The sequence below is a fragment of the Paenibacillus sp. P46E genome (assembly GCF_001909095.1).
Lineage (GTDB): Bacteria > Bacillota > Bacilli > Paenibacillales > Paenibacillaceae > Paenibacillus_AQ > Paenibacillus_AQ helianthi.
Genome location: NZ_LVYZ01000044.1, coordinates 83,149 through 108,827, shown reverse-complemented (window position 1 = coordinate 108,827; position 25,679 = coordinate 83,149). Strand labels below are relative to the sequence as shown.

26 protein-coding genes are annotated in these 25,679 nt (G+C 49.9%); 16 read left to right on the top strand and 10 right to left on the bottom strand.

The annotated features are described in order from the left end of the window. The first annotated feature begins 109 nt into the window (after positions 1 to 109). Both recQ and A3849_RS16295 read left to right on the top strand, forming a co-directional pair. Positions 110 to 1,948 carry a DNA helicase RecQ gene (gene recQ / locus A3849_RS16300; RefSeq protein WP_074112362.1) on the top strand — a complete coding sequence of 613 codons (1,839 nt, stop codon included), beginning with the start codon at positions 110 to 112 and terminating at the stop codon, positions 1,946 to 1,948. Between the two features lie 15 nt (positions 1,949 to 1,963). Continuing rightward, positions 1,964 to 3,919: a B12-binding domain-containing radical SAM protein gene (locus tag A3849_RS16295; protein WP_074112361.1), complete on the top strand. Its 1,956-nt coding sequence runs from the start codon at positions 1,964 to 1,966 to the stop codon at positions 3,917 to 3,919. Positions 3,920 to 4,142: 223 nt separating this feature from the next. On the opposite strand, the gene A3849_RS33885 is transcribed toward A3849_RS16295, so the two are convergent. From A3849_RS33885 to mnmL, 6 genes are all read right to left on the bottom strand, one after another. Further along, on the bottom strand, positions 4,143 to 4,226 hold the full coding sequence (locus A3849_RS33885) for a putative holin-like toxin (protein WP_256701671.1): 84 nt from the start codon (positions 4,224 to 4,226) through the stop codon (positions 4,143 to 4,145). Between the two features lie 170 nt (positions 4,227 to 4,396). Then, positions 4,397 to 5,359 (bottom strand): alpha/beta fold hydrolase, encoded by a 963-nt coding sequence (locus tag A3849_RS16290; protein ID WP_074112360.1) that lies wholly within the window; start codon positions 5,357 to 5,359, stop codon positions 4,397 to 4,399. A gap of 125 nt (positions 5,360 to 5,484) precedes the next feature. Beyond that, positions 5,485 to 6,453 carry a type I phosphomannose isomerase catalytic subunit gene (locus tag A3849_RS16285; protein ID WP_074112359.1) on the bottom strand — a complete coding sequence of 323 codons (969 nt, stop codon included), beginning with the start codon at positions 6,451 to 6,453 and terminating at the stop codon, positions 5,485 to 5,487. Between the two features lie 44 nt (positions 6,454 to 6,497). Then, complete coding sequence (locus tag A3849_RS16280) at positions 6,498 to 6,890, bottom strand: VOC family protein (protein WP_074112358.1); 393 nt, start codon at positions 6,888 to 6,890, stop codon at positions 6,498 to 6,500. Beyond that, positions 6,891 to 7,496, bottom strand: coding sequence for a tRNA 5-(aminomethyl)-2-thiouridylate-methyltransferase MnmM (gene mnmM, locus A3849_RS16275; RefSeq protein ID WP_074112357.1), 606 nt, complete (start codon positions 7,494 to 7,496; stop codon positions 6,891 to 6,893). Next, positions 7,496 to 8,452: a tRNA modification radical SAM protein MnmL/YtqA gene (gene mnmL / locus A3849_RS16270; protein WP_074112356.1), complete on the bottom strand. Its 957-nt coding sequence runs from the start codon at positions 8,450 to 8,452 to the stop codon at positions 7,496 to 7,498. Before mnmL ends, mnmM begins: the two co-directional genes overlap by 1 nt. Positions 8,453 to 8,765: 313 nt before the next feature. Between mnmL and A3849_RS16265 the strand changes: the two genes are divergently transcribed. Continuing rightward, entirely contained in the window at positions 8,766 to 8,948 is a 183-nt protein-coding gene (locus tag A3849_RS16265) for a hypothetical protein (protein ID WP_074085859.1), read from the top strand. A 247-nt stretch (positions 8,949 to 9,195) separates the two neighbouring features. Beyond that, positions 9,196 to 9,912, top strand: coding sequence for a tRNA (guanosine(46)-N7)-methyltransferase TrmB (gene trmB / locus A3849_RS16260; RefSeq protein ID WP_074085858.1), 717 nt, complete (start codon positions 9,196 to 9,198; stop codon positions 9,910 to 9,912). Between the two features lie 138 nt (positions 9,913 to 10,050). On the opposite strand, the gene A3849_RS16255 is transcribed toward trmB, so the two are convergent. Further along, on the bottom strand, positions 10,051 to 11,166 hold the full coding sequence (locus tag A3849_RS16255) for an MGDG synthase family glycosyltransferase (RefSeq protein WP_074112355.1): 1,116 nt from the start codon (positions 11,164 to 11,166) through the stop codon (positions 10,051 to 10,053). A 56-nt stretch (positions 11,167 to 11,222) separates the two neighbouring features. Continuing rightward, the gene (locus A3849_RS16250) at positions 11,223 to 11,750 is read right to left on the bottom strand and encodes a phosphatase PAP2 family protein (RefSeq protein ID WP_074112354.1); all 528 of its coding nucleotides are present in this window, start codon (positions 11,748 to 11,750) and stop codon (positions 11,223 to 11,225) included. A 406-nt stretch (positions 11,751 to 12,156) separates the two neighbouring features. Between A3849_RS16250 and A3849_RS16245 the strand changes: the two genes are divergently transcribed. The 4 genes from A3849_RS16245 to rplT all read left to right on the top strand — a co-directional run bounded on the left by A3849_RS16245 (position 12,157) and on the right by rplT (position 14,834). Beyond that, positions 12,157 to 13,398 carry a glycosyltransferase family 2 protein gene (locus A3849_RS16245; RefSeq protein WP_074112353.1) on the top strand — a complete coding sequence of 414 codons (1,242 nt, stop codon included), beginning with the start codon at positions 12,157 to 12,159 and terminating at the stop codon, positions 13,396 to 13,398. A 288-nt stretch (positions 13,399 to 13,686) separates the two neighbouring features. Continuing rightward, complete coding sequence (gene infC / locus A3849_RS16240; RefSeq protein WP_020427376.1) at positions 13,687 to 14,184, top strand: translation initiation factor IF-3; 498 nt, start codon at positions 13,687 to 13,689, stop codon at positions 14,182 to 14,184. Between the two features lie 57 nt (positions 14,185 to 14,241). Further along, entirely contained in the window at positions 14,242 to 14,442 is a 201-nt protein-coding gene (rpmI, locus tag A3849_RS16235) for a 50S ribosomal protein L35 (RefSeq protein ID WP_036696104.1), read from the top strand. 32 nt (positions 14,443 to 14,474) lie between these two features. Further along, positions 14,475 to 14,834: a 50S ribosomal protein L20 gene (rplT, locus tag A3849_RS16230; protein WP_038587257.1), complete on the top strand. Its 360-nt coding sequence runs from the start codon at positions 14,475 to 14,477 to the stop codon at positions 14,832 to 14,834. A 153-nt stretch (positions 14,835 to 14,987) separates the two neighbouring features. Here rplT and A3849_RS16225 read toward each other — a convergent pair whose 3' ends face one another. Next, positions 14,988 to 15,530 (bottom strand): acyl-CoA thioesterase, encoded by a 543-nt coding sequence (locus A3849_RS16225; RefSeq protein ID WP_074112352.1) that lies wholly within the window; start codon positions 15,528 to 15,530, stop codon positions 14,988 to 14,990. Positions 15,531 to 15,832: 302 nt separating this feature from the next. Here A3849_RS16225 and A3849_RS16220 point away from each other — a divergent pair, with 302 nt between their 5' ends. The 5 genes from A3849_RS16220 (at position 15,833) to A3849_RS16200 (ending at position 21,196) form a co-directional block, all read left to right on the top strand. Next, the gene (locus A3849_RS16220) at positions 15,833 to 16,912 is read left to right on the top strand and encodes a BMP family lipoprotein (protein ID WP_074112351.1); all 1,080 of its coding nucleotides are present in this window, start codon (positions 15,833 to 15,835) and stop codon (positions 16,910 to 16,912) included. Between the two features lie 184 nt (positions 16,913 to 17,096). Further along, positions 17,097 to 18,635 (top strand): ABC transporter ATP-binding protein, encoded by a 1,539-nt coding sequence (locus tag A3849_RS16215; RefSeq protein WP_074112350.1) that lies wholly within the window; start codon positions 17,097 to 17,099, stop codon positions 18,633 to 18,635. Continuing rightward, positions 18,628 to 19,704, top strand: a complete 1,077-nt coding sequence (locus A3849_RS16210) for an ABC transporter permease (protein ID WP_074112349.1) — start codon at positions 18,628 to 18,630, stop codon at positions 19,702 to 19,704. Before A3849_RS16215 ends, A3849_RS16210 begins: the two co-directional genes overlap by 8 nt. Continuing rightward, positions 19,705 to 20,655: an ABC transporter permease gene (locus tag A3849_RS16205; RefSeq protein ID WP_074112348.1), complete on the top strand. Its 951-nt coding sequence runs from the start codon at positions 19,705 to 19,707 to the stop codon at positions 20,653 to 20,655. A 208-nt stretch (positions 20,656 to 20,863) separates the two neighbouring features. Continuing rightward, positions 20,864 to 21,196, top strand: coding sequence for a hypothetical protein (locus A3849_RS16200; protein ID WP_074112347.1), 333 nt, complete (start codon positions 20,864 to 20,866; stop codon positions 21,194 to 21,196). Here the strand turns inward: A3849_RS16200 and A3849_RS16195 are convergent. Then, entirely contained in the window at positions 21,193 to 21,654 is a 462-nt protein-coding gene (locus A3849_RS16195; protein ID WP_074112346.1) for a GNAT family N-acetyltransferase, read from the bottom strand. The two genes, A3849_RS16200 and A3849_RS16195, sit on opposite strands and share 4 nt — an antisense overlap. Before the next feature lie 586 nt (positions 21,655 to 22,240). Between A3849_RS16195 and ilvB the strand changes: the two genes are divergently transcribed. From ilvB to ilvC, 3 genes are all read left to right on the top strand, one after another. Further along, entirely contained in the window at positions 22,241 to 23,989 is a 1,749-nt protein-coding gene (ilvB, locus tag A3849_RS16190) for a biosynthetic-type acetolactate synthase large subunit (protein ID WP_074112345.1), read from the top strand. Further along, positions 23,986 to 24,474 carry an acetolactate synthase small subunit gene (gene ilvN, locus A3849_RS16185; RefSeq protein WP_074112344.1) on the top strand — a complete coding sequence of 163 codons (489 nt, stop codon included), beginning with the start codon at positions 23,986 to 23,988 and terminating at the stop codon, positions 24,472 to 24,474. The genes ilvB and ilvN overlap by 4 nt, the downstream gene beginning before the upstream one ends. Positions 24,475 to 24,654: 180 nt before the next feature. After that, positions 24,655 to 25,647, top strand: coding sequence for a ketol-acid reductoisomerase (ilvC, locus tag A3849_RS16180; protein WP_074085844.1), 993 nt, complete (start codon positions 24,655 to 24,657; stop codon positions 25,645 to 25,647). Positions 25,648 to 25,679: the final 32 nt, after the last annotated feature.

Below are 25,679 nucleotides of genomic sequence, written 5' to 3'. Positions count from 1 at the left end.
CGGCCGCCTCCTTTGGGCTGACAGTATGGAAGATCACTATAAAGTGTTGGTTAGTAGAGGGTTTTTTATGTAAACTAAAGATAGAAAGTCTTAAGGAGTTATGATAGAGATGAAGATGCAAGCACCTACTATGGAACAGGCGCAGGCTGAACTGCAAAAATATTACGGCTATCCCGACTTCCGGGAAGGCCAGAAGAAAATTGTCATGAATTTGCTGGAAGGCCGCGATACGCTGGGAATTATGCCGACGGGCGGGGGGAAATCGATCTGCTATCAGGTTCCCGCACTGCTGCTGCCGGGGCTTACCCTGGTTATTTCCCCGTTAATCTCGCTCATGAAGGACCAGGTGGATGCGCTAACCACGGCAGGAATTCCAGCCGCATATATCAACAGCACACTCAGCGGCAAAGAAGTCAATGATCGCATCCGCGCTGCACGCCGGGGCGAGCTGAAGCTCCTCTATGTGGCTCCTGAGCGGCTGGAGCTGGACTGGTTCCGCCTGGAAATGGCCGGACTGGCTATCTCTTGTGTTGCAGTGGATGAAGCACACTGTGTCTCCCAGTGGGGACATGATTTCCGCACCAGTTATCTGGCGGTCTCCCCGTTCGTGGAGGAGTTGCCGGAGCGGCCGATTCTTGCGGCTTTTACCGCAACGGCTACGCCTGAGGTGATGGAGGATATGGTCCGGCTGCTGCGGCTTCGCCAGCCTGGGGTCTTCATGACCGGACTGGGCCGAGACAATCTGGCGATGTCTGTACTGCGCGGGGAGAACAAACGTGAGTTTGTGATGGACTATACCGCGCAGCACTCTAATGAGCCGGGAATCGTGTATGCGGCTACGCGTAAAGAGGTTGATGATCTCTATCAGCGGCTGCAGGCGTCCGGTGTCGCCGCCGGGCGTTATCATGCGGGAATGAATGATCAGGAGCGGGCTGAGAGCCAGGAAGGGTTCCTCTACGACGATATCCGCGTTATGGTCGCTACCAACGCCTTTGGGATGGGTATCGATAAGTCGAATGTACGTTACGTCATCCATTACAATATGCCAAAAAATATGGAAGCCTATGTGCAGGAAGCGGGCCGTGCCGGACGGGATGGAGAGCCCAGCCAGTGTATTCTGCTCTTCAGCGCCCAGGATATTATGACGCAGAAATTCCTGATCGAGCAGAATCCGCAGGACGCGGACCGCAAAGCCAATGAATACCGCAAGCTTCAGCAGATGATCGATTACTGCTATACCACCCGCTGTCTGCGCAGTGCCCAGCTGGATTATTTCGGCGAGGAGCACGGGGACAAGCCGTGCGGAATCTGCAGCTCTTGTACGGATGAACGGGAATTGGTAGATATGACAGTGGATGCCCAGAAGATTTTCTCCTGTATCCACCGCATGCGCGAGCGTTATGGCGTGGCCCTGGTATCCTCTGTGCTGAAAGGCTCACGTAACCAAAAGGTGCTGCAGTACGGCTTTGAGAATCTGCCTACCCACGGGGCGATGTCCAGCCGCACGGAGAAGGAGATTACAGAGACCATCAATGTAATGATCTCAGAAGGTTATCTGGCATTGTCGGAGGGCCAGTATCCTGTTGTACGGCTGCAGCCTCTGGCAGCTGAAGTGCTGCGCGGACAGCGGCAGGTACTGCAGCGTGTGGCCCGTCCACTCCGTACCGGAGGAAGTGCATCCGGTTCGCGGGACCGCAGCCGTGTCCGGGATTTGTCGCCGTCGGCTGTCAATGAGACGGTATTCGAGCAGCTGCGCTTGATCCGCCGCGAGCTGGCAGGGCGCGAGCATGTGCCGTCCTACATTATTTTCAATGATGCGACCCTCCGCGAGATGAGCGTGGTTTGTCCGCAGACCGAAGCGGAAATGCTGAGAGTCAAAGGGGTCGGCGAAGTGAAATACCGGAAGTATGGCAAGCCATTCCTGGAATTTTTTCAAAATGAAATGTAAAGAAGGTTATGAGGCATGAAAATCATCCTGGCCACATTAAATGCCAAATATATTCACACCTCGCTGGCGATCCGTCTCTTGAAGGCATACAGCGAACATGAGTTTCAAGATATTCATTTGGCAGAATATACCATCAAAGATCCCGTGATGAATATCGTGTCGGACCTATTCCAGAAGAAACCGGATGTGATCGGTTTTTCCTGTTATATATGGAACATCGAGGAGACCGTCAAGCTGATCGGGATTCTTAAGCAAGTGATGCCGGAGGTTAAGATTGTACTGGGAGGGCCGGAAGTATCGTATGAGCCGCTATACTGGATGCAGCGTGAGGCCGGGATTGATTTTGTAGTGAATGGAGACGGGGAAGAGACCTTCCATCATTTGCTGCAGGAATTGCGGGATGACCACAAGTTCCATTTTGTCTATGGGGCTGCCTACCGCAAGGGCGAAGAGCTGATCGTCAATCCGCCGCGTCCCAAAAGCGATCTCAACACCCTGCCGACGCCGCACCGGTTCCCGGATGATCTGCCGGATCTTGGCAAGCGGATCGTTTATTTTGAGACCAGCCGGGGCTGTCCGTTCAACTGCCAGTTCTGCTTGTCCAGCATCGAGGTGGGGGTGCGGTACTACGATATTGAACGGGTCAAATCCGATCTGCTCTATCTGATTGAGAATGGTGCAAAAGTCATCAAATTTCTCGACCGTACCTTTAACATCAACCGCAATTATGCCATGGAAATGTTCCAGTTCCTAATCGACAACCATCAGGGTTGTGTATTCCAGTTCGAGATTACGGCTGACATTATGCGTCCAGAGGTACTAGACTTCCTGGCGGAGAATGCGCCTCCGGGCATCTTCCGGTTCGAGATTGGCGTGCAGTCCACCAATGACGAGACGAATGAGCTGGTCAAACGCCGTCAGAACTTCACCAAGCTATCCCGCACCGTCATGAAAATCAAGGCCAGCGGCAACATCGATCAGCACCTCGATTTGATAGCCGGTCTGCCGCAGGAGGATTACTCCACCTTCCGCAAAACCTTCAACGATGTATTTGCCATGGAGCCGGAAGAGCTGCAGCTCGGATTCCTCAAAATGCTGCGCGGCACCGGCCTGCGCGCCCAGGCGGCCAAATACGATTATACGTATATGGAGCACGCTCCTTACGAAATACTCAGCAGCCACGTGATGCCTTTCTCTGACATCATCCGACTCAAACGGCTGGAGGATGTGCTGGAGAAATATTGGAACAGCCACCGGCTGGATCATTCGGTCAAGTACCTGATCCGGCATGTATTCCCATCTCCGTTTGATTTCTTCCAGGAGTTTGGCGATTATTGGGAGGAGCGGGGCTGGCAAAAGATCGGGCACCAGCTGGAGGATCTGTTTACCCGGCTGCATGCCTTTCTGACGGACCGGGGAACGGATTCCATGGAAGTAATCACCGGGCTGATGAAACTGGATTATTTCCTGGGCCACAAATATAAGCCACGTAAAATCTGGTGGGATATCACGCTGGATAAATCTGACTGGTCCCGTTATATGAAGGAAATCACGAATCATCCGGAGCGCCTGTCCGCCAAGCTGGCAGAGGCGGGATTCAGTGAGCGGGAGCTGCAGAAGTTCACCGTGCTCGAAGTGCTGCCATTCCAGCTGGATGCCGTGCTGAATTCGATTAGCGGGCTGCGTTTTGATCCTGTGGCTTCTGAAGCTGAGGGGGCCGAGAAAACAGACGATAGTACGCTAGGGAACCTCATTGCAACGAGCGGCGAACATACAGGCACGGCAGCAGCTTCAGTGCAGACAAAGCCAGCAGATCTGGCAATGGATAGCACGCCGCTGCTTGCTGCTGCAGACAAGAGTTCCATTGCTCTTGCAGAACCCATGGCGCATATTGCCGGAAGCACGCTGCTGATCGTTATGTACCAGCAGGACGAGAGCCAGCGGGCGAAGTACTACTCATTGCCTTTGTAGCTAGTCTATCTTCTGAGGCGCCAGTGAAGGAGAGTGTTCGGAAAGGGAAGCTAGGCGGAGAGAATTGCCCGGCAGGTCTTTATGTAATAATATAGATTGTGCTTAAATAAAGTAAAAAAGGAGCTGTGTCATCAGCACAGCCCTGGTGTACAACCACTGCTGTAGAGCAGCCGGTCGTCTCATCTTTTGTGGTTTGGAGTAGACCGTTACCTTCCGGGGCGGTCTATTTCTTTTTAATGTAGCCAAGTAGAGCCAATAGGAACATACCGAACATGAACATCAGGGTAATAGCATCTTTTACGTCCATTACCGTCACCTCCTCTATGGGAGAGCGCGCCTTCTGCTCATGAACAATGTTGTACAAGAAAATCATATCACATTCGGCATGTTAAAAAATGGATCATTAGTAGATTTATAGCGGAAAAATACAAAGACAGGCTTTCCGGAACTGACGGAAAGCCTGTCTTTTATAGTATGCTAATGAGCAGCGGGTTGAAGCAGCAGCGATTCTGCCGGAAGGTGGCGTACAAGCCAATCCAGCACATCCGAAGTCACCTCATCCCGGTTCACTTCGTTGAGCATTTCGTGCCTGCCTTCGGGATACAACTTGAATTCTACATCGGATATTCCATGCTCCTGATAGATTCCGGCCAGGCGGATTACACCTTGACCGTTCATGCCTACAGGGTCTTTGGCTCCCGCAAATAAATATACGGGTTTATTCTTGCATAGTGTAAGCAGAGTTTCCGGAGAATGGATATCCCGCAGCAGCCGGAAAAAGTCGCGGAAGAACCGGGTTGTGCAGACTGCTCCACAGTAAGGATCAGCTATGAAGAGATCTACTTCCTGTGAATCACTGCTCAACCAGTCAAAAGCAGTTCTTACCGGGGCGAAGGAACGGTTATAAGGGCCAAAAACAATCCCGTTCATAAGAACACTGCGGTGACGTATCCCCTGCAGCCTGGACTGCAGTCCGGCAAGCGATTCTCCGAGCCGGAGCATACCGCGCGGCCCGTTCGTACCACTCAGGATAAAGCCGGTATAGACTTCGTGGCCATCCTCGCACATTAGCTTCTGCGCCAAAAAGGAGCCCATACTGTGGGCCAGGAGGAAGATTGGCAGGCCCTCATGCCGGGATGAGGCGATGCCAGCCAGCTGGAGCAGATTACGCCGCATCCAGTAGAAGCCGTCCTCACCTGTGTCACCGAGTAAATCGATCCGGTCTGCGGTATGCCCATGACCCCGGTGGTCATTAGCATACACCGCATAACCTGCTCCGGTGAGTGCCGCTGCAAACCGTGCATAGCGGGCAGCCGTTTCACACATGCCGTGGGCAATCTGGACAATTCCCCTCACCGGAGCCTCCGGCTCTGGCAGCCATTCATAGACATGAATGGCGACCCCTAGCGGATCAGTCATCTTAAAGCTTTTCTCCCTCATACCGTTCCTCCTAAAAGTTTTGTGAGCAATACTTCTTGGAGATGCGACATACAAAACTCACTTCGTAAGCATAGGCCTAAGTTTTGTGGCCTTCTGCCTTAATCATATGCCGGTGCGGGCATGGCTTATGGCAGATACGAACGGAGCACAGTAGAGTGGCCTTCAATTCCGTAGGCACCCAGGGTGGACGGAAGCAGGTAGCACTCTCCAGCGGAATAAGGTTGGGAGCCGCCCTCCCAGGTCAGATGCCCGCTGCCTTCGCAGACCACGAGGATTGTGAAGCTGTCCGGTGTGGTAGAGAGGTTCCACTCTCCGTTAACGACCCCTTTTTCTACAATAAAATAAGGGGACGAGGCAATCTGCAGCCACTCTCCGGCTACAGCCCCGTCGGTCTTCATGGAAGTTGCGCCAGCGCCTTCATAAGCGGTCACGTTAAGGGAATCCTCAATATGAAGCTCACGCGGCTTGCCGTCCAGACCCGGACGGTCGTAGTCGTAAATCCGGTATGTAGTGTCGGAGTTTTGTTGGATTTCCGCTACAACCACACCGGCGCACAATGCATGAACGGTTCCGGCAGGGATGTAGAAAGCGTCCTCGGCCGAGACAGTGATTTCCTGCATGCTGTCCATCACTTTGCCGCTTTCCAGTGCTTCGCGCAGACTTTCGCGGGTTACCCCGTCTTTGAGGCCATAGATGATTTTGGCGCCTGGTTTGGCATCAAGTACGTACCACATTTCTGTTTTGCCCAATTCTCCCTTTGGCAATCCTTCATACTCATCCGTTGGATGCACCTGCACCGACAAATTGTCGTTACAGTCCAGAAGCTTGATCAGGAGCGGAAAACGTCCGCCTTCCTTCGGGCTGCCCTTGCTTCCGAACCATTCCTGACCGAATTGCTGGCGAATCTGATCCAGCCCTTGACCAGCAAGCTCGCCGTTTAGCACAGATGAAGTGCCGTTTGGATGGTCGGCGATCATCCAGCCTTCCCCAATGTGCCCTTCCGGCAGCTCGAGACCGAATTTCTCCAGGGCCCGGCCTCCCCACACACGTTCTTTGAACTCCGGCTGAAATTTTAAAGGATAAGGCTTAGTCATTTTTTATCTTCCTTTCCAAGTTATAGAATAATGTCCTGCTTGGTTTACCTGGTTCGTTTGGATTCAAAAAACTCCAGCTTTTCTTCGTCTGGCCCGTCAAAAAAGAAATAGCGGCAGCCGTTCGCAAGCGTCGAAATGCTGGTTAGAGCGGGTATGCCGAGTCCGGCAATTCTACGGTGTTCCTGCTCAATATCATCCACTGTAAAGGCGGCATGACTGACTCTGCCCTCCTGGGGGAGGCCTTCAAATGCCCGTTCAATCAATTCGATCTCCACACTGGACTGGCCAGGGAAGCTTAGAAAAGCAAGACGGATCTCGTCTCCCGGCTCACCCAGAATGTTCTGAAGGGTCAAACCGATGACCTCCTGGTAAAATTGCAGCGAACGCTCCAGGTGGTTCACTTTAATACCAATGTGCTCAATTTTGGTTACGGCCACTTACAGATCAGCTCCTTTTTTCTTCTCGACTGCCAGCGTGTAGGGGGAGGTTGCCCGCTGCAGCTGGCGGTAGACAATTGCTTGCGCCTGCTGGGACGGAAGGGCCGCCGCCCAGGCTTCCACTGCGGCGGCTTCATGTTGGCCGCCTTCATGGCCGGGGTAGAGCACCGCTGTGATGATGCCGCCCGGCCGCAGCAGCGCAAGGGCGGCATCCAGCGCGGCCAGCGTGCTCACAGGCTCGGTGATGATCGTCTTATCGGCATCGCCCGAGGGCAGATAGCCAAGATTGAACATCACCGCCGAGACCGTTCCGCGCCAGTCCGGCGGAACGGCTTCTGCCATGGCTGCATGGCTGCGCAGCAGCAGCGTTACGGGAGACAGCGCCGCCTGCACTTCCTCCCGGGCCAGCCGCAGGCGCTCTTCAGCAAGAGCCAGCGCCGCAGGCTGGATGTCGAAGCCGTATACTCCGCCGCGCGGACCGGCCGTTTTGGCGAGAAACAGCGTGTCGGCACCGGTGCCGACGGTAGCATCAATGGCCCGGCCGCCTGGCTGCAGGCGTTCCTCGGTTAATTTATGAGCAAAGCTAAGGACCGACATAAAGCCCATTAGCTCTTCCTCCAGTATTTACCCTGCCAGGTATCGCGCGCAATCAATTCATCGTCAATCGCGTTCAACACTTCCCATTTTTTTAGGCTCCACATGGGTCCGACCAGCAGGTCGCGCGGAGCATCGCCGGTCAGCCGGTGCACAATCATCTCCGGCGGCAGGATTTCCAGAGAATCGGCGATTAGCTTCACATATTCGTCCTGCTCCATGAATCGCAGCAGCCCGGCTTCATATTGCTTAACCATTGGCGTCTTGCGCATCAGGTGTAGCAGATGGATCTTGATTCCCTGTACATCCATATTCGCCACTGCAGATACCGTCTCCAGCATCATTTCATGGGTTTCCTGCGGAAGACCGTGAATAATGTGGGTACAGACGCGGATCCCATGACGGCGCAGCTTCTGGACAGCTTCGGTATAACACTGGGTATCATGTGCCCGGTTAATCAGCTCCGAGGTGGAATCATGAATGGTCTGCAGGCCCATTTCGACCCAGAGATAGGTTCGCTGGTTCAGCTCCGCCAGGTATTCGACCACATCATCCGGAAGGCAGTCGGGACGCGTTGCGATGGAGAGGCCGACTACGCCGGGCTGCTGCAGAATCACTTCATAATATTCTCTAAGCTCTTCAACTGGAGCATAGGTGTTTGTATAGGCCTGGAAGTAACCGATGTATTGGGCATTCGGCCATTTCAAGTGCTGCCTGTCCCTTACGTTATTGAACTGGGTGACCAGATCGTCGCGGCGGCTGCCGGCGAAATCCCCGGACCCTCTGGCGCTGCAGAAGGTGCAGCCTCCTTTGGCGATGGACCCGTCGCGGTTTGGGCACGTAAACCCGGCATCGAGCATCACCTTGAATACCTTGGCGTCCAGTTGCTCGCGCATTTCATAATTCCAGGTATGGAAACGTTTATCCCCCCACAATAGTGGAGAGGAGGTTTGTAAAAGATTAGACATGGGTACTCCTTTCTTTGCAACATAAGGTTGTATAGATTTTAAATCCATACATGATCCTTATATATCTAACTGAGATAACACCGTTTCAACTTAACCTTTCTATTGTATCAAAAATCAGCGGTGAACGTAACACTCAGGCCTCTCTAAAAACAGTGGAAAATAGGCTGTAATAACAGCGCTTTCATCTTGATATTGCTTACATAGTGTGTTATATTTAGGGTGTAAAAACACCGCTGCAGCAACCATAATCTCTATTTCTTGAATTCATAATTTCGTGTCGCAAGGTCCATAATAAAACCAAGAGGTGATCACGATGAATTCTCAAACGGTGTATGCCGAAGGAAAAGGCTCCATTGACGTGCAGCTGACTCCCGACGAAGCGCTTGCGCTCACGGGTGTTGAATTTAATGGCAATCACAAGATCAAGACCGAAGCACAACGCAAGATCCGCAGTGCCTTTGAGAAGAGATTTGATTTTCAATCTCCTCCAAGGTAGACTATTAGCTGCATGAAAACATGGACCCCAATTCCAAATATATCAAAAAGGAATTCTCTGTCCGGCCGTATGCAGGCCAGCGGAGAATTCCTTTTTGTTTGAATTTTGAGAATACTTAAGCTTTGCGTTGTTCACTATTCTTCGGTTTCTGCCTGCTTTCTTGTTAAAATCCCTTTACTTTTGCGGGTAAGTTCGGCACAATATTGCAAGTGACAGTGTTTGTATCAGAGAAAGCGGAGGAAAACTTATGCGTTTACGCGGAAGAAAAGGAATACGTGAAAGTCTGGAAGGACAGACCGATCTGGTCATCCTGGATCCACGCAGCCTGAAGGGGCGGTGGTCTGAACTGTTCGGCAACGATCATCCTATTCATGTAGAGTTTGGCATGGGCAAGGGACAGTTCATCAGCCAGATGAGCTTCAAATATCCGGATATAAATTTTATCGGCGTCGATATGTATGATGAGCTGATCCGCCGTGCGGCTGAGAAGGCCCGTGCAGTCTGGGAACCGGCTGGGCAGGAGACGCCACCTAACCTCAGAGTGGCGCTTGCCAATATTAACTATGCAGAGGAAGTATTTGCCCCTGGAGAGCTTGAGCGGATCTATTTGAACTTTAGCGATCCGTGGCCTAAGGGCAAGCATGCGCGCCGCCGGCTGACCCATCCGCGTTTTCTCGACAAATACCGCGGTCTGCTCAGTCCGCTTGGCGAGATCCATCTGAAGACGGATTCGCGCAGCCTGTTTGAGTTCTCTCTGAATGCCTTTGCCGACTATGGTCTGCAGATGAAGAACATCTCTCTCGATCTGCATCCGGACGGAGTGATGAACGAAGAACAGGTTATGACAGAGTACGAAACCAAATTTTTTGGCCGGGGTGTCAATATTCACCGCTGTGAGGCGATTGTCGGCGCAGAAGCACTGGAACGCTATCAGGCCTCGCGATTGGACAAATACCGCCTGTAATCGGATCTCAGCGGCGAAGAAGTTCCACTTCATAAGCCGGTGTGTACACAAAAAGGCGGACCAGTAAACAAATACCTGGACCGCCTTTTTATGATTCATGATCGATATGATTGTTATAGATTCAAGTTCTTGCCCTGGCTATACCAGCATATCAATAATGCTCTGGGCGCTTTGCATGGGATGGAAGCGGTCGATCTCCTTAAGCAGGCTTTGGCGCTCGGCTTGCACCTCGTCATAGCTGTACAGCAGACGTTTCATCCATCCGTCGACTACCTGAAGTGAAGAAATGGGTTCGCCCAGACCGGCTGCCGTGAAATAACGGCAGTTTTCTTCTTCCTGCCCGGGGAGCGGATCATAAAACAGCATAGGAATTCCCTTGGCCAGACCTTCGCTGCAGGTCATTCCACCCGGCTTGGTAACCAGCAGATCGGAGATTTCCATCAGCTTGTCAATTTCACGTGTGAAGCCGATCAGCGAAACGTTGGGGTGACTGTAGAGTGGATTCTCCCGCATCACTTGAAGCAGCTTCTCGTTTTTGCCCAGGCAAAAAATAATCTGTACCTTGTCCCGCCAGCCGGCCAAAGCTTCGTTAATGACCTCGTCGTTCATCATTCCCCAGCCGCCTCCCATAACCAGAACGGTTGGCATGTCCTGAAGAGTGAACTGCTTCAGAATATCGGCTCTGCCCGGATGCTCCCAGAAGCTCGGATGAACCGGCATGCCGGTGACCTGGATTTTGGCTGCAGTAACGCTTCGGCCGCGCAGCTTCGCTTTGACCTCTGGAGTAGAGACCAGATACCGGTCAACTTCCGGACTGATCCAGGTCGCATGGGCGTCGTAATCGGTTATGACGGTGATCAGGGGTGCCTTGAAGGCCGGATCGAGCCGTTTGAGGCGGGAAACGACGGCACTGGGAATGAAATGAGTACAGACGATAATGTCGGGCCTAAGCTGCTTCACAATTTTTTGTGTACGTGTATAAAATATGCGGTGCAGGGCAAGTGTGGTAAGACGATTGAATGATTTCTGGTGACGGTACACATATCCCATCAGCCTGGGCCGGGAGATTACCGTCTTACGGTATGCCGACACAATCAGAGGCGCCATTTTGGGATTCAGAAAGCTTCCAAGCTCAAGCACCTTTGTTTGCAGATTAGGCGACAATTTACGCAGGCTGCTTGACAGCGCGTAAGCCGCTTGCGTATGCCCAGCGCCAAAACCTTCAGACAGCAATAGTACTCTCTTTTTACGCAATGTATAATCCACCTGTTTTCATGAATGGTATTCGCTGGTTTAGATGATCTCTGACTTTAGAACCATAAGACAACTGTACCTGCAGCGACTCCGGAACCAATTACTGCACCTGCAAAAACGTCTGACGGATAGTGCAGTCCGAGATAAATTCGGGAAAATCCGACAATACAGGCCAAAGGCAGCAGGATGGCAGTCAGGGCAGGAAAGGCCATCATGTAAGGTACTGTAGAAGCGAAGATAGCAGTCGTATGGCCTGAAGGAAAAGAATGATCCTTAAGCGGATTGTGAAACGTATTGGTGCCAGGGAGCGCCAGATACGGCCGCATACGCGGATAGAGCTTCTTGGCCACAGCAACAGGCAGATGGCTGATAGCCAGGGCAGTCAGCGCCTTAAGCCCCGCAGTTCTCAAAGGCTCAGGGGACAGCGCCCAGATCAGCAGATTAATGCCAATGGCGCTTGTGGCTCCACCCAGATGGGTCAGATAAAAAAGCCAGAAGTTCAGGAAAGGGTGATGCAATCGTCCGTTAATCCACTTGAACAGGCGCTGCTCCAAGAGATGCATTTTTATAAACAGATGTCTCATATCTTGTCCCTCCGATAGTCCGGCTGATGATTATAGTCGCAGCTGCAGCAATCCGGTCTATGCCATAAAGCTGTCTTTATCATACTTTTTTAAGGTAGTCCATTTCAAGGAAAAAGCTCGGGTTCGCTCGGAAAATGCCAGTTTTGACTTCATCACCACTTACGCCTTACAATGATTCAAGCAGGCGGAACGCGTTTATAAGGTAACAGAGAAAAAGAGGAGCCGAAGACAGAGGCATCCGGGCCTTATCTTTTGACGTGATACACATACAGGCAAGCCTGCCTTAGCAAAAAGGGAAGCAATAGGTCTTACTGTAAGGGATGCAACAAAAGGGTCAGCAAGAACGTTAGCTATGCCAGAGAGAGAAAAAAAGAACATCAAGATTGAAAAGGGGGCATCAAAGGTCATGGCAGACGCACTGTTTGTTACGCTCCAAGTGATCTTGGCGGCTATTGCAGTCTATCAGTTTACGTTTTCTTTATTTGGACTGCACAAGAAAAGGAATAAGGCGCATTTCACGCCGCAAAAATCATTTGCTGTACTGGTTGCCGCACATAACGAGGAAGAAGTCGTCGGCGCGCTGATGGAGAATTTGAAACAGCTTAATTATCCCCAGGAACTGTACGATGTATTTGTTATCTGCGACAACTGTACGGATGGTACAGCAAAGATTGTAAGGGAACACGGCATGAATGCCTGCGTCCGTACCAACAACAGCCTGCGGGGTAAGGGCTATGCCATTGAATGGATGCTCAAGGAACTGTGGGCCATGCCGCGGCAATATGATGCCGTAGTTATGTTCGATGCCGATAATCTGGCTCACACAGAATTTCTGATGGAGATGAACAATGATCTCTGCTCAGGCGCACGCGTTATTCAAGGCTACATCGATACGAAGAATCCGGAGGATTCCTGGATCACTGCCGCTTACGGTGTATCCTACTGGTACATCAACCGGCTCTGGCAGCTGTCGCGTCACAATCTTAATATGGCGAACTTCCTTGGTGGAACAGGTATGTGCTTCGAGACCAACCTGCTGAAGGAAATGGGCTGGGGAGCGACAAGCCTTGTAGAGGATTTGGAATTTACTATGCGGAGTGCCTCCAAGGGTGTCTATCCAAGATTTAATTATGACGCCAAGGTGTTCGACGAGAAGCCATTGACATTCAAGGCTTCTTCAAGACAGCGGCTGCGCTGGATGCAGGGTCACTTTACAGTGGCTCGCCGTTATTTCTTTCCTTTGTTGTGGCAAAGCGTTAAAGAACGCAGTCTTACGAAATTTGACCTGGCTCTATACGGTGCCAATGTCTACATCGTACTGCTGACGTTCTTGATGACTGCTGTCATGTTTATCGACAATTCCATGTTTGGAGGCCCGCATATAGCCAACATCTATGGGCAACTGCCATTGTGGCTCAGTTACTTTGCGGTTGGCGCCAATATTCTAACCTTCCTGCTCGCGATGGCGCTGGAGAAGGTTAAGTTCAAGAAGGTATATCTGTACTTGCTGGTCTTCCCGATCTACCTGATCTCATGGTACCCCATCACGTTCTATGCATTCTTTACGCAGAACAACAAGCAGTGGAGCCATACCAAGCATACGCGTGTCGTACGGCTTGAGGAAGTGCAGAGCAAGCAGGTTTCTTAACGAAGGTTGTCCCAGGAAAAAAAGTTATTGTAACTGTTGACACCATGTGCGCAGTGTTGTATAGTATTCAAGTATGCAAAACATAGGGATTGCAAGCAGAAGCACCGGCTTCTCACCTGACTGGCTATAAGCCAGCTGGTTTTGATCTCAATGCTTTATGGATGTTATAATTCATGAACGTTGATCAAACGGGGTGTCGGGAGTTACCGGCACCCCTTTTTTATGGAGAACCGCAGAAGTGATTTTTCCAAGTAGATCCGGAGGTGGAGTATTATCAGTAAGGAACATATGATCAATGATGAAATTCGGGCCAAAGAGGTTCGGTTGGTTGGAGCGGAAGGCGAGCAAATCGGTATCAAACCGATCCGCGAAGCGTTGCAGATGGCGATTGATCTTAATCTGGATTTAGTCAACGTAGCACCGCAGGCGAAACCGCCAGTATGCCGCATCATGGATTACGGCAAGTTCCGTTATGAAACGCAGAAGAAAGAGAAGGAAGCGCGCAAGAACCAGAAGATCGTAGACATCAAGGAAGTCTGGTTCCGTGCCAACATCGAGGAGCATGATTATCAGACCAAGTTCCGCAACGTTATCAAGTTTCTGGGTGAAGGCGACAAAGTGAAATGCTCCGTGCGTTTCCGCGGACGTGAGATTACACACGCCAGCATCGGTCAGAAGATTTTGGAACGTGTAAAGAGCGAAGTTGAAGATATATCTGTTGTAGAACGCCAGCCTAAGCTGGAAGGCCGCAGCATGATTATGATCTTGGCTCCCAAAGCCCAATAAATTTGGAGTCACTTGCACAGCAATTTGGCGCCGCATAATATTCAAGGAGGAAACACCATGCCTAAAATGAAAACTCACAGCAGTCTGAAAGGCCGTTTCAAGATCACTGGAACTGGCAAAGTACTGCGTTACAAAGCTCACAAGAACCACTTGCTTTCCCACAAATCCAAACGCGCAAAACGCGTATTGAACGGCAATCCGGTTATGGCCCCTGGGGATGTAAGACGCTTGAAACAAGGACTCGCTAACTTGAAATAGTTTTATCACACATTTTTGGGAGGTTTATTAATATGGCAAGAGTTAAAGGCGGATTTGTAGTTCGTCGTAGACATAAAAAAGTATTGAAGCTGGCAAAAGGTTATTTCGGTTCCAAACACCGCATTTTTAAAACTGCTAACGAGCAGGTAATGAAATCGATGGTTTACGCATACCGTGACCGTCGTCAGACGAAACGTAACTTCCGCAGACTGTGGATCGTGCGTATCAATGCAGCAGCCCGTTTGAACGGCCTGTCTTACAGCAAGCTTGTATTCGGCCTGAAATTGGCTGGAGTAGAAGTGAACCGCAAGATGCTGGCTGACCTGGCAGTTAACGACCTTAACGCATTCAACTCCCTGGCTGTAGTAGCCAAAGAGAAGATCAACGCGTAATTACTTAGAAGTAACCGAAAAGCACCGCCTGCGGGACATCCCGTGTGACGGTGCTTTTTTTTGGGCCTTGGAAAGGGTTTGCAGTCCCTGAAGGACAAGCTCGAGACTTGAGTGTTGGTGTTGGCTCAGAGGATGCTTAGTCCCCCGCACCGCTCACTCCCAGTACTTGGTTGTGCTCAGTTGGGATGCCAATAGCTTGCTGCTGGTTCTTCTGACCTTACGAAGTTCTGAACGTTGATCTGCTGAAGCGCTGATGAGCTTTTCCTCGTCGGTTTCAGCAATGATTGCAGGTACCAGTGCCGGTGTGCCGTCTTCATGGACAGCTACAAAGGTAAGGAAAGATGTAGCGGCAACAGCGCGTTCCCCGGTGTACAGGTTCTCTGAAATGATTTTGACGAATACCTCTATACTGGTTCTGCCTGTCCAAGAGACAAAGGACTCGAAGCATACTGAATCTGTGGGCCTAATAGGCAGGAGGAAGTCTACAGAGTCTGCAGAGGCGGTAACTACATTAGTCCGGCAGTGACGCATTGCAGAGATGGATGCGACTTCGTCAATCGTACTCATTAACTTGCCTCCGAACAGCGTCTTGTGATTGTTGACATCATTCGGGAATACACGGCCAGTTTTGAACACGCGGGATTCTCGGCAGTATTTGAAATCCGGTGCAGCTTGGGGTTGGTTTTGATCATCCATTTTTCAGTACTCCCTTTTTATACAATATGTAAACATTCATGATAATAGAAAACGCATATCCGTGCAATAATATTTATATTGTGCTGGAGATAATCAGGAAATTCGAGGGTTTCTGACATGGTTTGAATGTTTTGTTGACACACAATGTAACAGTAAGCGGTTTCTTGTGAAAAAATGCAAATTATTATTGACCTGAGGTCATTAATAGACTGGATTTTAGGGTTTTTACCAGTTATAATTTGATCTAATGGTATGTCCAAGAACAAAGAAGACATCCAATTTCTTAAGGGGGATCACACTCAATGAAAAAGGTTTACCAACTATCTCTTGTTATGTTGCTTGCGTTCACTGTCATTCTGGCAGGCTGCGGAAAGAACAATAACAACTCCGGCAATGCAGCAAGCAACGCTGGAACAGCAACTAACGCACCAGCTGAAGCAACAGCAGCACCAACGGATGCTCCTAAAACTGATGTCAAAGTCGGTCTGGTTACTGACGTAGGTGGCGTAAACGACAAATCGTTTAACCAATCTGCTTGGGAAGCTCTGCAGGCTCTTCAAAAAGAATCCGGTATTGATATCAAATATCTGCAAAGTAAATCCAATGCAGACTACGAGCCTAACCTTAACCAATTCGTTAAAGGCGGCTACAACCTGACTTGGGGTATTGGTTTTGACCTTGGTGATGCAGTTAAGAAAGTTGCAACTGAAAATCCGAACGCTAATCTTGCGATCATCGACAGTGTGGTAGATGCTCCTAACGTAGAATCCGTTACTTTCTCCGAAAATGAAGGTTCCTTCCTGGTTGGTGTAGTTGCAGGTCTGACTACAAAAACCAACAAAGTAGGTTTCATCGGCGGTATGGAAAGCCCAGTAATCAAACGCTTTGAAGTAGGTTTCGTTGCTGGTGTAAAAGCTGTTAACCCTAATGCAACAGTAAAAGTTACTTATGCAGGTGCTTATGACAAGCCGGATGTTGGTAAATCTTTGGCTGCTACCCTGTACAATGATGGCAATGACATCATCTTCCCTGCTGCCGGTGCAACTGGCAACGGTGTATTCAACGAGGCTAAATCCCGTAACAAAGCAGGCGGTGCTAAAGTATGGGTAATCGGCGTAGACAAAGACCAATCCCTGGAATTTGGCGATGATGTAACTCTGACTTCCATGATCAAACGTGTTGACGAAGCGGTTAAGAAGGTTTCCCAGCAGGTTGTTGACGGAACATTCAAAGGCGGCACTACAACTGTATTGGGTCTAAAAGACAACGGTGTAGGCCTTCCTGAAACTTCCAAAGCTAACGTATCGGCTGAAATTCTTGCCAAAGTTGATGAATACAGCAAAAAAATCATTGATGGAACAATCAAAGTTCCTACCGAGTAAGACTGACTTGATGTTTCTTGCCTTACAATAATGAACAAGGAACAAGGCCGGTTATTGTGCTGGCCTTGTTCCTTGTTAGTGGAAAGTAACATGCAATAACTTAGGCTGAGCTGTACCGTCCTTCATAGGACGGTACAGCCGTGTCTATAAGGAAATATATATATTCTGTGATGAGGGTGATTCCATGAGTGCTGCGGCTCCTGTCGTAGAGTTGAAGCAAATCACAAAACGCTTTCCCGGTATCGTTGCGAACGACTCCATCAGTCTTACGCTCGAAAAAGGAGAAATTCATGCACTGCTAGGTGAAAACGGAGCAGGCAAATCCACCTTGATGAACATTGTCTTCGGATTGTATCAACCCGATGAAGGCAGCATCGAAATCGACGGAAAGCCGGTTATTATCGATAACCCCAATAAAGCGATTGAGCTTGGCATTGGAATGGTTCACCAGCATTTCAAGCTTGTAGAGCCTTTTACGGTAACTGAGAACATTGTTCTTGGTATGGAACCGAAAAAAGGTCTTAAAATCGACTATAAATCCGCTGCGGAGCAGGTTCGCAAGCTATCGGAACAGTACGGTCTTCAAGTCAATCCCAATGCCAAGATTTACGACATTTCGGTTGGTATGCAGCAAAGGGTAGAAATTATGAAGACGCTGTACCGTGGTGCGGATATACTTATATTCGACGAGCCTACCGCTGTGCTTACGCCACAGGAAATTACCGAACTGATGGCGATTATGAAGCGGCTCGTTGCAGAGGGCAAATCCATCATTTTGATTACGCATAAGCTTAAGGAAATCATGCAAATTTCTGACCGGGTTACCATCATCCGCCGGGGAAAAGTTATAGATACTGTGAGGACTGCTGAGACCAATCCGAATGAGCTGGCTGAAAAAATGGTAGGACGCGGTGTGACCTTCAAGGTAGACAAGCAGCCTCCGCATATTGGTGGAAGTGTGCTCAAGCTGACGAATGTCAGCAGTAAGAGTAAAGATGGCGTATCGGTACTGGACGGCCTCAGTTTTGAAGTGAAGGCTGGCGAAATCCTAGGTATTGCTGGAGTGGACGGCAACGGACAAAGTGAGCTGATCCAGGCAATAACCGGCCTGCGCAAGATTGATTCCGGTTCAATTACCGTATCCGGCAAGGAGATTGCCAATCTGAGTCCACGCAAAATTTCTGAAATGAATGTCTCCCATATTCCGGAGGACCGTCATAAGCATGGGCTAGTGCTGGACTTTACAGTTAGCGAGAATATGGTGCTGGAGACATACTATAAGAGCCCGTATAATCAGAATGGCTTCTTGAACAAAGAAGTCATCGATAAGCATGCCGAGGATTTGGTCAAGCAGTTTGACGTGCGAACCCCCTCTATTGAGAACAAAGCACGCTCTTTGTCAGGCGGTAATCAACAGAAAGCGATTATTGCGCGGGAAATAGATAAAAATCCGACACTGCTGATTGCGGCTCAGCCTACCCGCGGCCTCGATGTTGGTGCGATTGAATTTGTGCAGAAGCAACTGATTGCTCAGCGCGATCAAGGCAAAGCAGTTCTGCTGATCTCTTTTGAACTCGATGAAATTATGAATGTGTCCGACAGAATTGCCGTTATCTATGAAGGCCAGATTGTCGGTGAAGTATTCCCGCAGGATACCAATGATCAGGAACTGGGTCTGATGATGGCGGGAAGTTTGAAGCGGGGAGGCCATACGGATGTATAGACTCAAAAAAATATTCGCGACAGACAGCTACATCGTTCCTTTAGTCGCAATCGTGATGGGCTTCCTGGTTGGGGCTGTTGTTATGCTGATCGGCGGTTACGATCCTATAGCCGCATACTCAGCGCTGTTCAAACGTGTATTTGGCAGTCCTTATGACTTTGGTGAGGCCATCCGCGAGATGACACCACTGATGTTCACAGGACTTGCAGTAGCCTTCGCCTTCCGTTCAGGGATGTTCAATATCGGTGCGGATGGACAAGTGCTTATTGGAATGACAGCAGCTTCTGTTGTTGGTATTAAGCTGGCCGGAATCTTGCCGAATTTCTTGCTGGTTCCGCTAGCAGTTATCATTGCTGGAGTCTGTGGCGGTCTTTGGGCAGGCATTGCTGGATATCTCAAGGCAAAACGCGGAATCAACGAAGTTATTACAACTATTATGTTGAACTGGATTGCACTGTTCCTGTCCAACTATATTGTCAGAACGTTCTTGCTGCTTCAGGGGCAGAACCGTTCTGAGGATATTTCGGCCTCGCTGTCCATGACATTTTTAAACTCAATGTTTGATAATGCACGGATTCACTGGGGGACTGCAATCGCACTTGCAGCAGCAGTTTTCTTCTATGTCTATCTGTGGAAAACCAAACAGGGATACGAAATGCGCGCCGTCGGCTTGAATCCGCATGCTGCAGAATACGCAGGTATGAATGTTGGCCGCAATGTCATCAAAGCCATGTTCATCAGCGGTGTTTTTGCCGGACTGGCAGGTGCAGGAGAAGTGCTTGGTGTATTCCATTACCAATCTGTATTTGCGGCTTCTCCAGGTTATGGTTTTGACGGGATTGCCGTTGCGCTGCTTGGTCTGACCCATCCACTTGGAGTAATTTTGGCTGCTATTCTCTATGGTAGTTTGACTTATGGATCTGCAGGTATGAGCTTTGGAGCGGATGTTCCTCCTGAACTCATCCGAATCGTAATCGGTTCAATTATTTTCTTCATTGCGGCACAAGGAATTGTGCGCTGGGTGCTTAAACCGTTCTACTTCAAGCGCAAGAAAGAGAAGGTGTTATAGATGGAAGTATTAGGCCAATTGCTCAATACAACGCTCGTTTTTTCCACAGCGCTGATTTTTGCCGCCCTCGGTGGCATCTTCTCTGAACGCTCCGGTGTCGTGAACATTGGACTTGAAGGCTTGATGATGTTTGGTGCCTTTGCTGCAGCTGTAGGCGGATATTATGCACAGGATGCAGGTATGGGTGAATGGGCTCCATGGGTCGGTGTAATCTGTGCTATGGTGGTCGGGGTGCTTGGTTCACTTATTCATGCGGTAGCATCGATTACATTCAAGGCAGATCAGACCATCAGTGGTACAGTCATAAACTTTCTGGCTGCCGGGAGTACGCTTTATGTAGTAAAACTCATTTTTGACGGAGCTGGCGAAACACCGCTGCTGGACGGATTTAGTAAAGTGGCTATCCCTGGGCTCTCCAAGATTCCAATAATCGGTGAAGGGATTTTTAATTCCTATCCGACGACTTATCTTGCGATAATCCTGGTTATTGTCATTTATTTTGTGCTCTTCAAGACTCCATTTGGCCTCCGCCTCCGTGCAGTCGGTGAACACCCAAGTGCGGCGGATACGCTTGGTGTCAATGTAAACCGTATGAGATATATCGGCGTAATGCTGAGCGGGCTCTTGGCTGGTATTGGCGGAGCCACCATCACACTTACGACAACAGGCACCTTTGCGCATAACACGGTTTCCGGTCAGGGCTTTATCGCAATTGCGGCGATGCTTTTCGGGAAATGGAATCCGCTTGGAGCGTTTGGGGCTGCCGTATTCTTCGGGTTCTCTCAAGCAATCCGCAACTATGTGCAATTGTTCGCGTGGTCTAAGGACATCCCGCAGGAATTTATCTTCATGATTCCTTATGTGTTAACGATTATTGTTCTAGTCAGTGCGGTTGGCCGTTCTTCGGCTCCGAAGGCATTGGGTGAACCTTACGACCCTAGCAAACGTTAATCTTGATGCAGTGTTTGCTGCATTGATCGAAAAACGCATTTCCGGTATGATCCGGGAATGCGTTTTTTTGTTGGAATTCCACAAAAAGCCGACAGGGACAGGTGTACAGGCGAAGTACGCTAGTCTCGAATAGACTGTTTTGAAGAAAGCAAGTTTTGTACAATGCCAATCAGGAAGCCTAGGCATACAAACTTTTAGGAGGGATAATATGGCACAGCCGGTTACAAAAAGACAGGTGATGAAGCTGGTAGGCAAAAATATTGTCGCAGTGAAAAAGGATGGCACGAAAGTAACGGGCAAGCTACTCCGAGTATCAGGCAGTCGTCTGGTACTACAACGGATCACCGGTAAAAAAGTGCAAACCAAGGCCTTGATTCCGCTGGTGCTGTTTGATTTGCTGGCCATCGGTACAGCACCCTATGCTTATGGCGGAGGTTATGCTTATGGTGGCGGGGTTCCAGGACCTTACGGCGGGCCTGGAGCCGGACCTTATGGCGGCTACGGACCTGGTTACGGTGTCCCGCCGATTGGTTTCTTCTAAGCTCTGAGCCTGCCGGCTAAAGGTTTTTCAAACTCGTAGCAGAAGTTTTGCGGCTGATAACGGGCTACGCTGTAGCCCAATTTTTGATAAAAGGAAATGCCTGGCACATTGCCAATGTCTACAGAAACTTTGGCCCTCTGACACCCGCGAGATAGTGCAAACCGTTCTGCTCTATCCATAAGCATATTCCCCCAACGTTTACGCCTCGCGGAAGGGGATATAGCCAGCATGTCGATATAGAGCAAGTCTCCATGCAGCATGAAATGAACGAAGCCCAGCGGATCACTTTCGTAATCCGGACAAGCGACAAGGGTAACCCCTTGACCCAGACGCCGGGGCAGATCTTTTCGGACCTGGTTGATTACCGTCTGCGGAAGATGCGATAATGGAACCAGCTGTTTCTCAATCAAGTCAAGAATGACGGTGTCATCCTGCTTGGGTCTGCGGTAACGAATCATAAAGCGCCCCCTTCACGCATTGTCGTACATCATATGCCCGGAGGGGTGTGGGCGTTCCGGCAGGAATAGAACAACGATTTATGACGATTGCAGAAAAGATGGGTATTGACTAACCGTGTGAGGAATCATATAATGTGTCTAAACATTTAACGAACATACATGCATCGGCAATGATGAGGACGAAGTTTTAAGGGCTCTTTTGCTCAGAGAGTGAGAGGAATTGCTGCAACCTCCACCAGAATCCCTTATATACGAGCTCACCTCGGAGCTGTTTCCCTGAAAGGTCCATCGGCAAGAGTGGTGGAATTATTAGGGGGAATCGTTTGGTCCGCGTTAGGGACTTCAGGTTACAGAGATTTGGGCCCTGCCTACATCGATGGATTTTTGTATCCTGATAAGGTGTTGCATCGTGAGATGCAATGCAAACATGGGTGGTACCACGGAAGATCAACCTTTCGTCCCTCACGCGCTGTCTTTTGCGCGTGGGCGGCGAAAGGTTTTTTTGTTGCCAGGAACATTATCGGTCGTATATAAGACGTTCTGTCATTTGCATAATGAATGTTAACTATCGAAGGGAGGAATACTGATGAGCGCGCAAATACCGGAAGTACAGTCTATAGAGCAGTTACGTGAGAAATGGAAAAATCCCGAGGTGATTACGGGTTCCGAAGTGCTGCTGCGCAGTCTTGTATTGGAAGGGGTAGATACCGTATTCGGATATCCGGGCGGTGCCGTATTGTACATCTACGATGCCCTTCATGGCTTCACCGATTTCAACCATATCCTGACACGGCATGAGCAAGGCGCGATTCACGCGGCGGACGGCTATGCCAGAGCCAGTGGAAAGGCGGGTGTGTGTATAGCAACCTCGGGGCCAGGAGCAACCAATCTGGTAACAGGTATTGCCACCGCTTTTATGGACTCCGTTCCACTGGTAGTAATCACAGGTAATGTCTTTTCCAGCCTGATTGGAACGGACGCTTTTCAGGAAGCGGATATTACAGGTATAACCATGCCGATTACAAAACACAGCTATTTGGTACGTGATGTTGAGGATCTTCCGCGCATCATTCATGAAGCATTCCATATCGCAAACACCGGCCGCAAAGGTCCGGTACTGATTGATATTCCTAAGGATGTATCGGCTGCCAAGACACTGTTTGCCCCGGCCAAACAGCAGGGCGTCAATCTTCGCGGCTACAATCCGCGCACGGTTCCGAACAAGCTTCAATTGGATAAGCTGGTCCGCGCAATTTCATCGGCAGAGCGTCCAATCATCATTGCCGGCGGTGGTGTTATATACTCCGGTGCTCATGAGGCCATGTACGAATTCGTAAAGCGGACAGAAATTCCGATCACCACAACATTGCTGGGTCTGGGCTGTTATCCGAGTGCAGAAGAGTTGTGGATGGGAATGCCGGGTATGCATGGTACTTACACGGCTAACAATGCCATTCAGCAATGCGATCTGCTGATTAATATCGGTGCCCGGTTCGATGACCGTGTGACGGGCAAGCTGGACGGTTTCGCACCAAAAGCGAAAATTGTTCATATCGACATTGACCCGGCTGAAATCGGTAAAAATGTATCGCCGGATATTCCGATTGTCGGTGATGTGAAGACGGTACTGGAGATGCTGATTCCTGAAGTAAGCCGAGCCGCCAATGCCGATGCCTGGAGAACGCAGATTGCCCAGTGGAAGCTGGATTATCCGCTCCGCTACAACGATTCCGATACTGAACTCAAACCTCAGTGGGTCATTGAGATGATTAATGACACCACTAAAGGGGAAGCCATCGTAACTACAGACGTAGGCCAGCATCAGATGTGGGCAGCTCAGTATTACAAGTTCAATCATCCGCGTTCATGGATCACTTCTGGTGGACTTGGAACGATGGGATTCGGATTTCCATCGGCAATCGGAGCACAGATGGCGCATCCGGACCGACTGGTAGTCTCCATTAACGGTGACGGCGGCATGCAAATGTGTTCACAGGAGCTTGCAATCTGTGCAATCAATAAGATTCCGGTTAAAATTGTAGTGATCAACAACCAGGTTCTGGGGATGGTCCGTCAGTGGCAGAACCTCATCTATGAGAAGCGGTACAGCTATACCGACCTCGCAGGCAGCCCGGATTTTGTAAAACTGGCTGAAGCATACGGGGTAAAAGGATTACGGGCCACAAACAAGGAAGAAGCAGGCGCTGCGTGGAAAGAAGCACTGGAAACGCCGGGACCCGTTCTGGTAGAATTCGTTGTTCCCAAGGACGAGAATGTCTACCCGATGGTAACTCAAGGGTCAACCATCGATCAAATGCTGATGGGGGATGAATGACAGTGATGAAACATACAATTGCTGTGCTTGTGAATGACCAGCCGGGTGTGCTGCAGCGGGTGTCAGGCCTGTTCGGCCGCCGGGGCTTCAATATTGAGAGTATCACCGTCGGGCAATCTGAAGAAATAGGCCTGTCCCGGATGGTGATTGTTACACTGGGTGACCAGCACACCCTGGAGCAGATCGAGAAGCAACTCTACAAATTGATTGATGTAATCAAGGTAGTGGATCTGGGCTCAAAACCAATGGTAGCCCGCGAGCTCGCATTGATCAAAGTCAAAGCGGAACCGGCTGAACGTCCGGAAATCATGGGTGTTGTTGAGACTTTCCGTGCTTCTGTGGTGGATATTGGTACAACCAGCCTGCTCGTACAGGTGGTTGGAGATACCCAGAAAATTGATGCAATGATTGAACTGCTTAAGCCTTATGGCATCAAAGAGCTGTCCCGTACCGGAGTTACGGCAATGATTCGGGGCAATGCCTGATCGTCATATTTTACAGCTTTAACGGATTACTGCTTGTTTGCATTAATTTGATAAGATAAGGGTAAGGCAATTCCCGCGAAAGAGCGGGGGCTTGAGGAGCAGCCTATCCAATTAAGGAATGAAGGCTCTTGAAGCACCCGCTCTTTACGATGGGTCCCAAATTAAAGGAGGATATTGACAATGGCAGTGACAACGTACTATGAACAGGATGCAGAACTTAGTGTACTAAAAGGGAAGACAATTGCAGTAATCGGGTACGGCAGCCAAGGGCATGCCCAGGCACAGAACCTGCGTGACAGTGGTCTTCAGGTTGTCATCGGCCTGCGCGAAGGCAAATCGTTCGAAACCGCCAAAAATGACGGCTTTGAAGTATTGCCGGTAGCTGAAGCAGTATCCCGTGCAGATGTAGTACAAATTCTTATGCCGGACGAAACACAGGCATCCGTATATAAAAATGAAATCGAACCAAACCTCAAAAACGGTGCGGCTCTGATGTTCTCCCACGGCTTCAACGTACATTTTGGCCAAATCGTAGCTCCTAAGGATGCGGATGTGCTGCTGGTGGCTCCAAAATCCCCGGGTCACATGGTTCGCCGTACTTATGTTGAAGGCTTCGGCGTTCCCGGCCTGATTGCCATTGAACAGGATGCAACCGGTAATGCTCAGGCTATCGGATTGGCTTATGCCAAAGGCATTGGCTGTACACGTGCAGGGGTTATCGAAACTTCCTTCCGTGAAGAAACCGAAACCGATCTGTTCGGTGAGCAGGCCGTTCTGTGCGGTGGCGTATCCGCGTTGATCAAAGCAGGTTTCGAGACACTTACCGAAGCCGGTTATGCTCCTGAAATGGCGTATTTCGAATGTCTGCATGAAATGAAGCTGATCGTTGACCTTGTGTATGAAGGCGGACTTGCAACCATGCGCGATTCCATCAGTAACACTGCCGAGTACGGAGATTATGTAACAGGTCCTCGCATCATTACTGACGAAACCAAAAAAGCGATGAAAGAAGTGCTCAGCGATATCCAACAAGGTAAGTTCGCCCGCGACTTTATTCTTGAAAACCAATCCGGCCGTGCCTTCCTGACAGCTACCCGCCGCAACGAAGCTGCTCATCCGGTAGAAGTAGTTGGCAGCCAGCTGCGTGAAATGATGCACTGGATTAAGAAATAGTCTCATATACTTCAAATGAAGAACGTAATATA

What these genes read in the sequence shown, in the direction of transcription:
- A3849_RS16210 (WP_074112349.1), top strand. Translation starts at nt 18,628, where the DNA reads ATGTATAGACTCAAAAAAATATTCGCGACAGACAGCTACATCGTTCCT.
- ilvN (WP_074112344.1), top strand. Translation starts at nt 23,986, where the DNA reads ATGACAGTGATGAAACATACAATTGCTGTGCTTGTGAATGACCAGCCG.
- trmB (WP_074085858.1), top strand. Translation starts at nt 9,196, where the DNA reads ATGCGTTTACGCGGAAGAAAAGGAATACGTGAAAGTCTGGAAGGACAG.
- infC (WP_020427376.1), top strand. Translation starts at nt 13,687, where the DNA reads ATGATCAATGATGAAATTCGGGCCAAAGAGGTTCGGTTGGTTGGAGCG.
- A3849_RS16295 (WP_074112361.1), top strand. Translation starts at nt 1,964, where the DNA reads ATGAAAATCATCCTGGCCACATTAAATGCCAAATATATTCACACCTCG.
- recQ (WP_074112362.1), top strand. Translation starts at nt 110, where the DNA reads ATGAAGATGCAAGCACCTACTATGGAACAGGCGCAGGCTGAACTGCAA.
- A3849_RS16195 (WP_074112346.1), bottom strand. Translation starts at nt 21,654, where the DNA reads ATGATTCGTTACCGCAGACCCAAGCAGGATGACACCGTCATTCTTGAC.
- ilvC (WP_074085844.1), top strand. Translation starts at nt 24,655, where the DNA reads ATGGCAGTGACAACGTACTATGAACAGGATGCAGAACTTAGTGTACTA.
- A3849_RS16220 (WP_074112351.1), top strand. Translation starts at nt 15,833, where the DNA reads ATGAAAAAGGTTTACCAACTATCTCTTGTTATGTTGCTTGCGTTCACT.
- A3849_RS16250 (WP_074112354.1), bottom strand. Translation starts at nt 11,750, where the DNA reads ATGAGACATCTGTTTATAAAAATGCATCTCTTGGAGCAGCGCCTGTTC.
- mnmL (WP_074112356.1), bottom strand. Translation starts at nt 8,452, where the DNA reads ATGTCTAATCTTTTACAAACCTCCTCTCCACTATTGTGGGGGGATAAA.
- A3849_RS16290 (WP_074112360.1), bottom strand. Translation starts at nt 5,359, where the DNA reads ATGAGGGAGAAAAGCTTTAAGATGACTGATCCGCTAGGGGTCGCCATT.
- A3849_RS16215 (WP_074112350.1), top strand. Translation starts at nt 17,097, where the DNA reads ATGAGTGCTGCGGCTCCTGTCGTAGAGTTGAAGCAAATCACAAAACGC.
- A3849_RS16265 (WP_074085859.1), top strand. Translation starts at nt 8,766, where the DNA reads ATGAATTCTCAAACGGTGTATGCCGAAGGAAAAGGCTCCATTGACGTG.
- A3849_RS16285 (WP_074112359.1), bottom strand. Translation starts at nt 6,453, where the DNA reads ATGACTAAGCCTTATCCTTTAAAATTTCAGCCGGAGTTCAAAGAACGT.
- mnmM (WP_074112357.1), bottom strand. Translation starts at nt 7,496, where the DNA reads ATGGGCTTTATGTCGGTCCTTAGCTTTGCTCATAAATTAACCGAGGAA.
- rpmI (WP_036696104.1), top strand. Translation starts at nt 14,242, where the DNA reads ATGCCTAAAATGAAAACTCACAGCAGTCTGAAAGGCCGTTTCAAGATC.
- A3849_RS16200 (WP_074112347.1), top strand. Translation starts at nt 20,864, where the DNA reads ATGGCACAGCCGGTTACAAAAAGACAGGTGATGAAGCTGGTAGGCAAA.
- A3849_RS16225 (WP_074112352.1), bottom strand. Translation starts at nt 15,530, where the DNA reads ATGGATGATCAAAACCAACCCCAAGCTGCACCGGATTTCAAATACTGC.
- rplT (WP_038587257.1), top strand. Translation starts at nt 14,475, where the DNA reads ATGGCAAGAGTTAAAGGCGGATTTGTAGTTCGTCGTAGACATAAAAAA.
- A3849_RS16245 (WP_074112353.1), top strand. Translation starts at nt 12,157, where the DNA reads ATGGCAGACGCACTGTTTGTTACGCTCCAAGTGATCTTGGCGGCTATT.
- A3849_RS33885 (WP_256701671.1), bottom strand. Translation starts at nt 4,226, where the DNA reads ATGGACGTAAAAGATGCTATTACCCTGATGTTCATGTTCGGTATGTTC.
- ilvB (WP_074112345.1), top strand. Translation starts at nt 22,241, where the DNA reads ATGAGCGCGCAAATACCGGAAGTACAGTCTATAGAGCAGTTACGTGAG.
- A3849_RS16205 (WP_074112348.1), top strand. Translation starts at nt 19,705, where the DNA reads ATGGAAGTATTAGGCCAATTGCTCAATACAACGCTCGTTTTTTCCACA.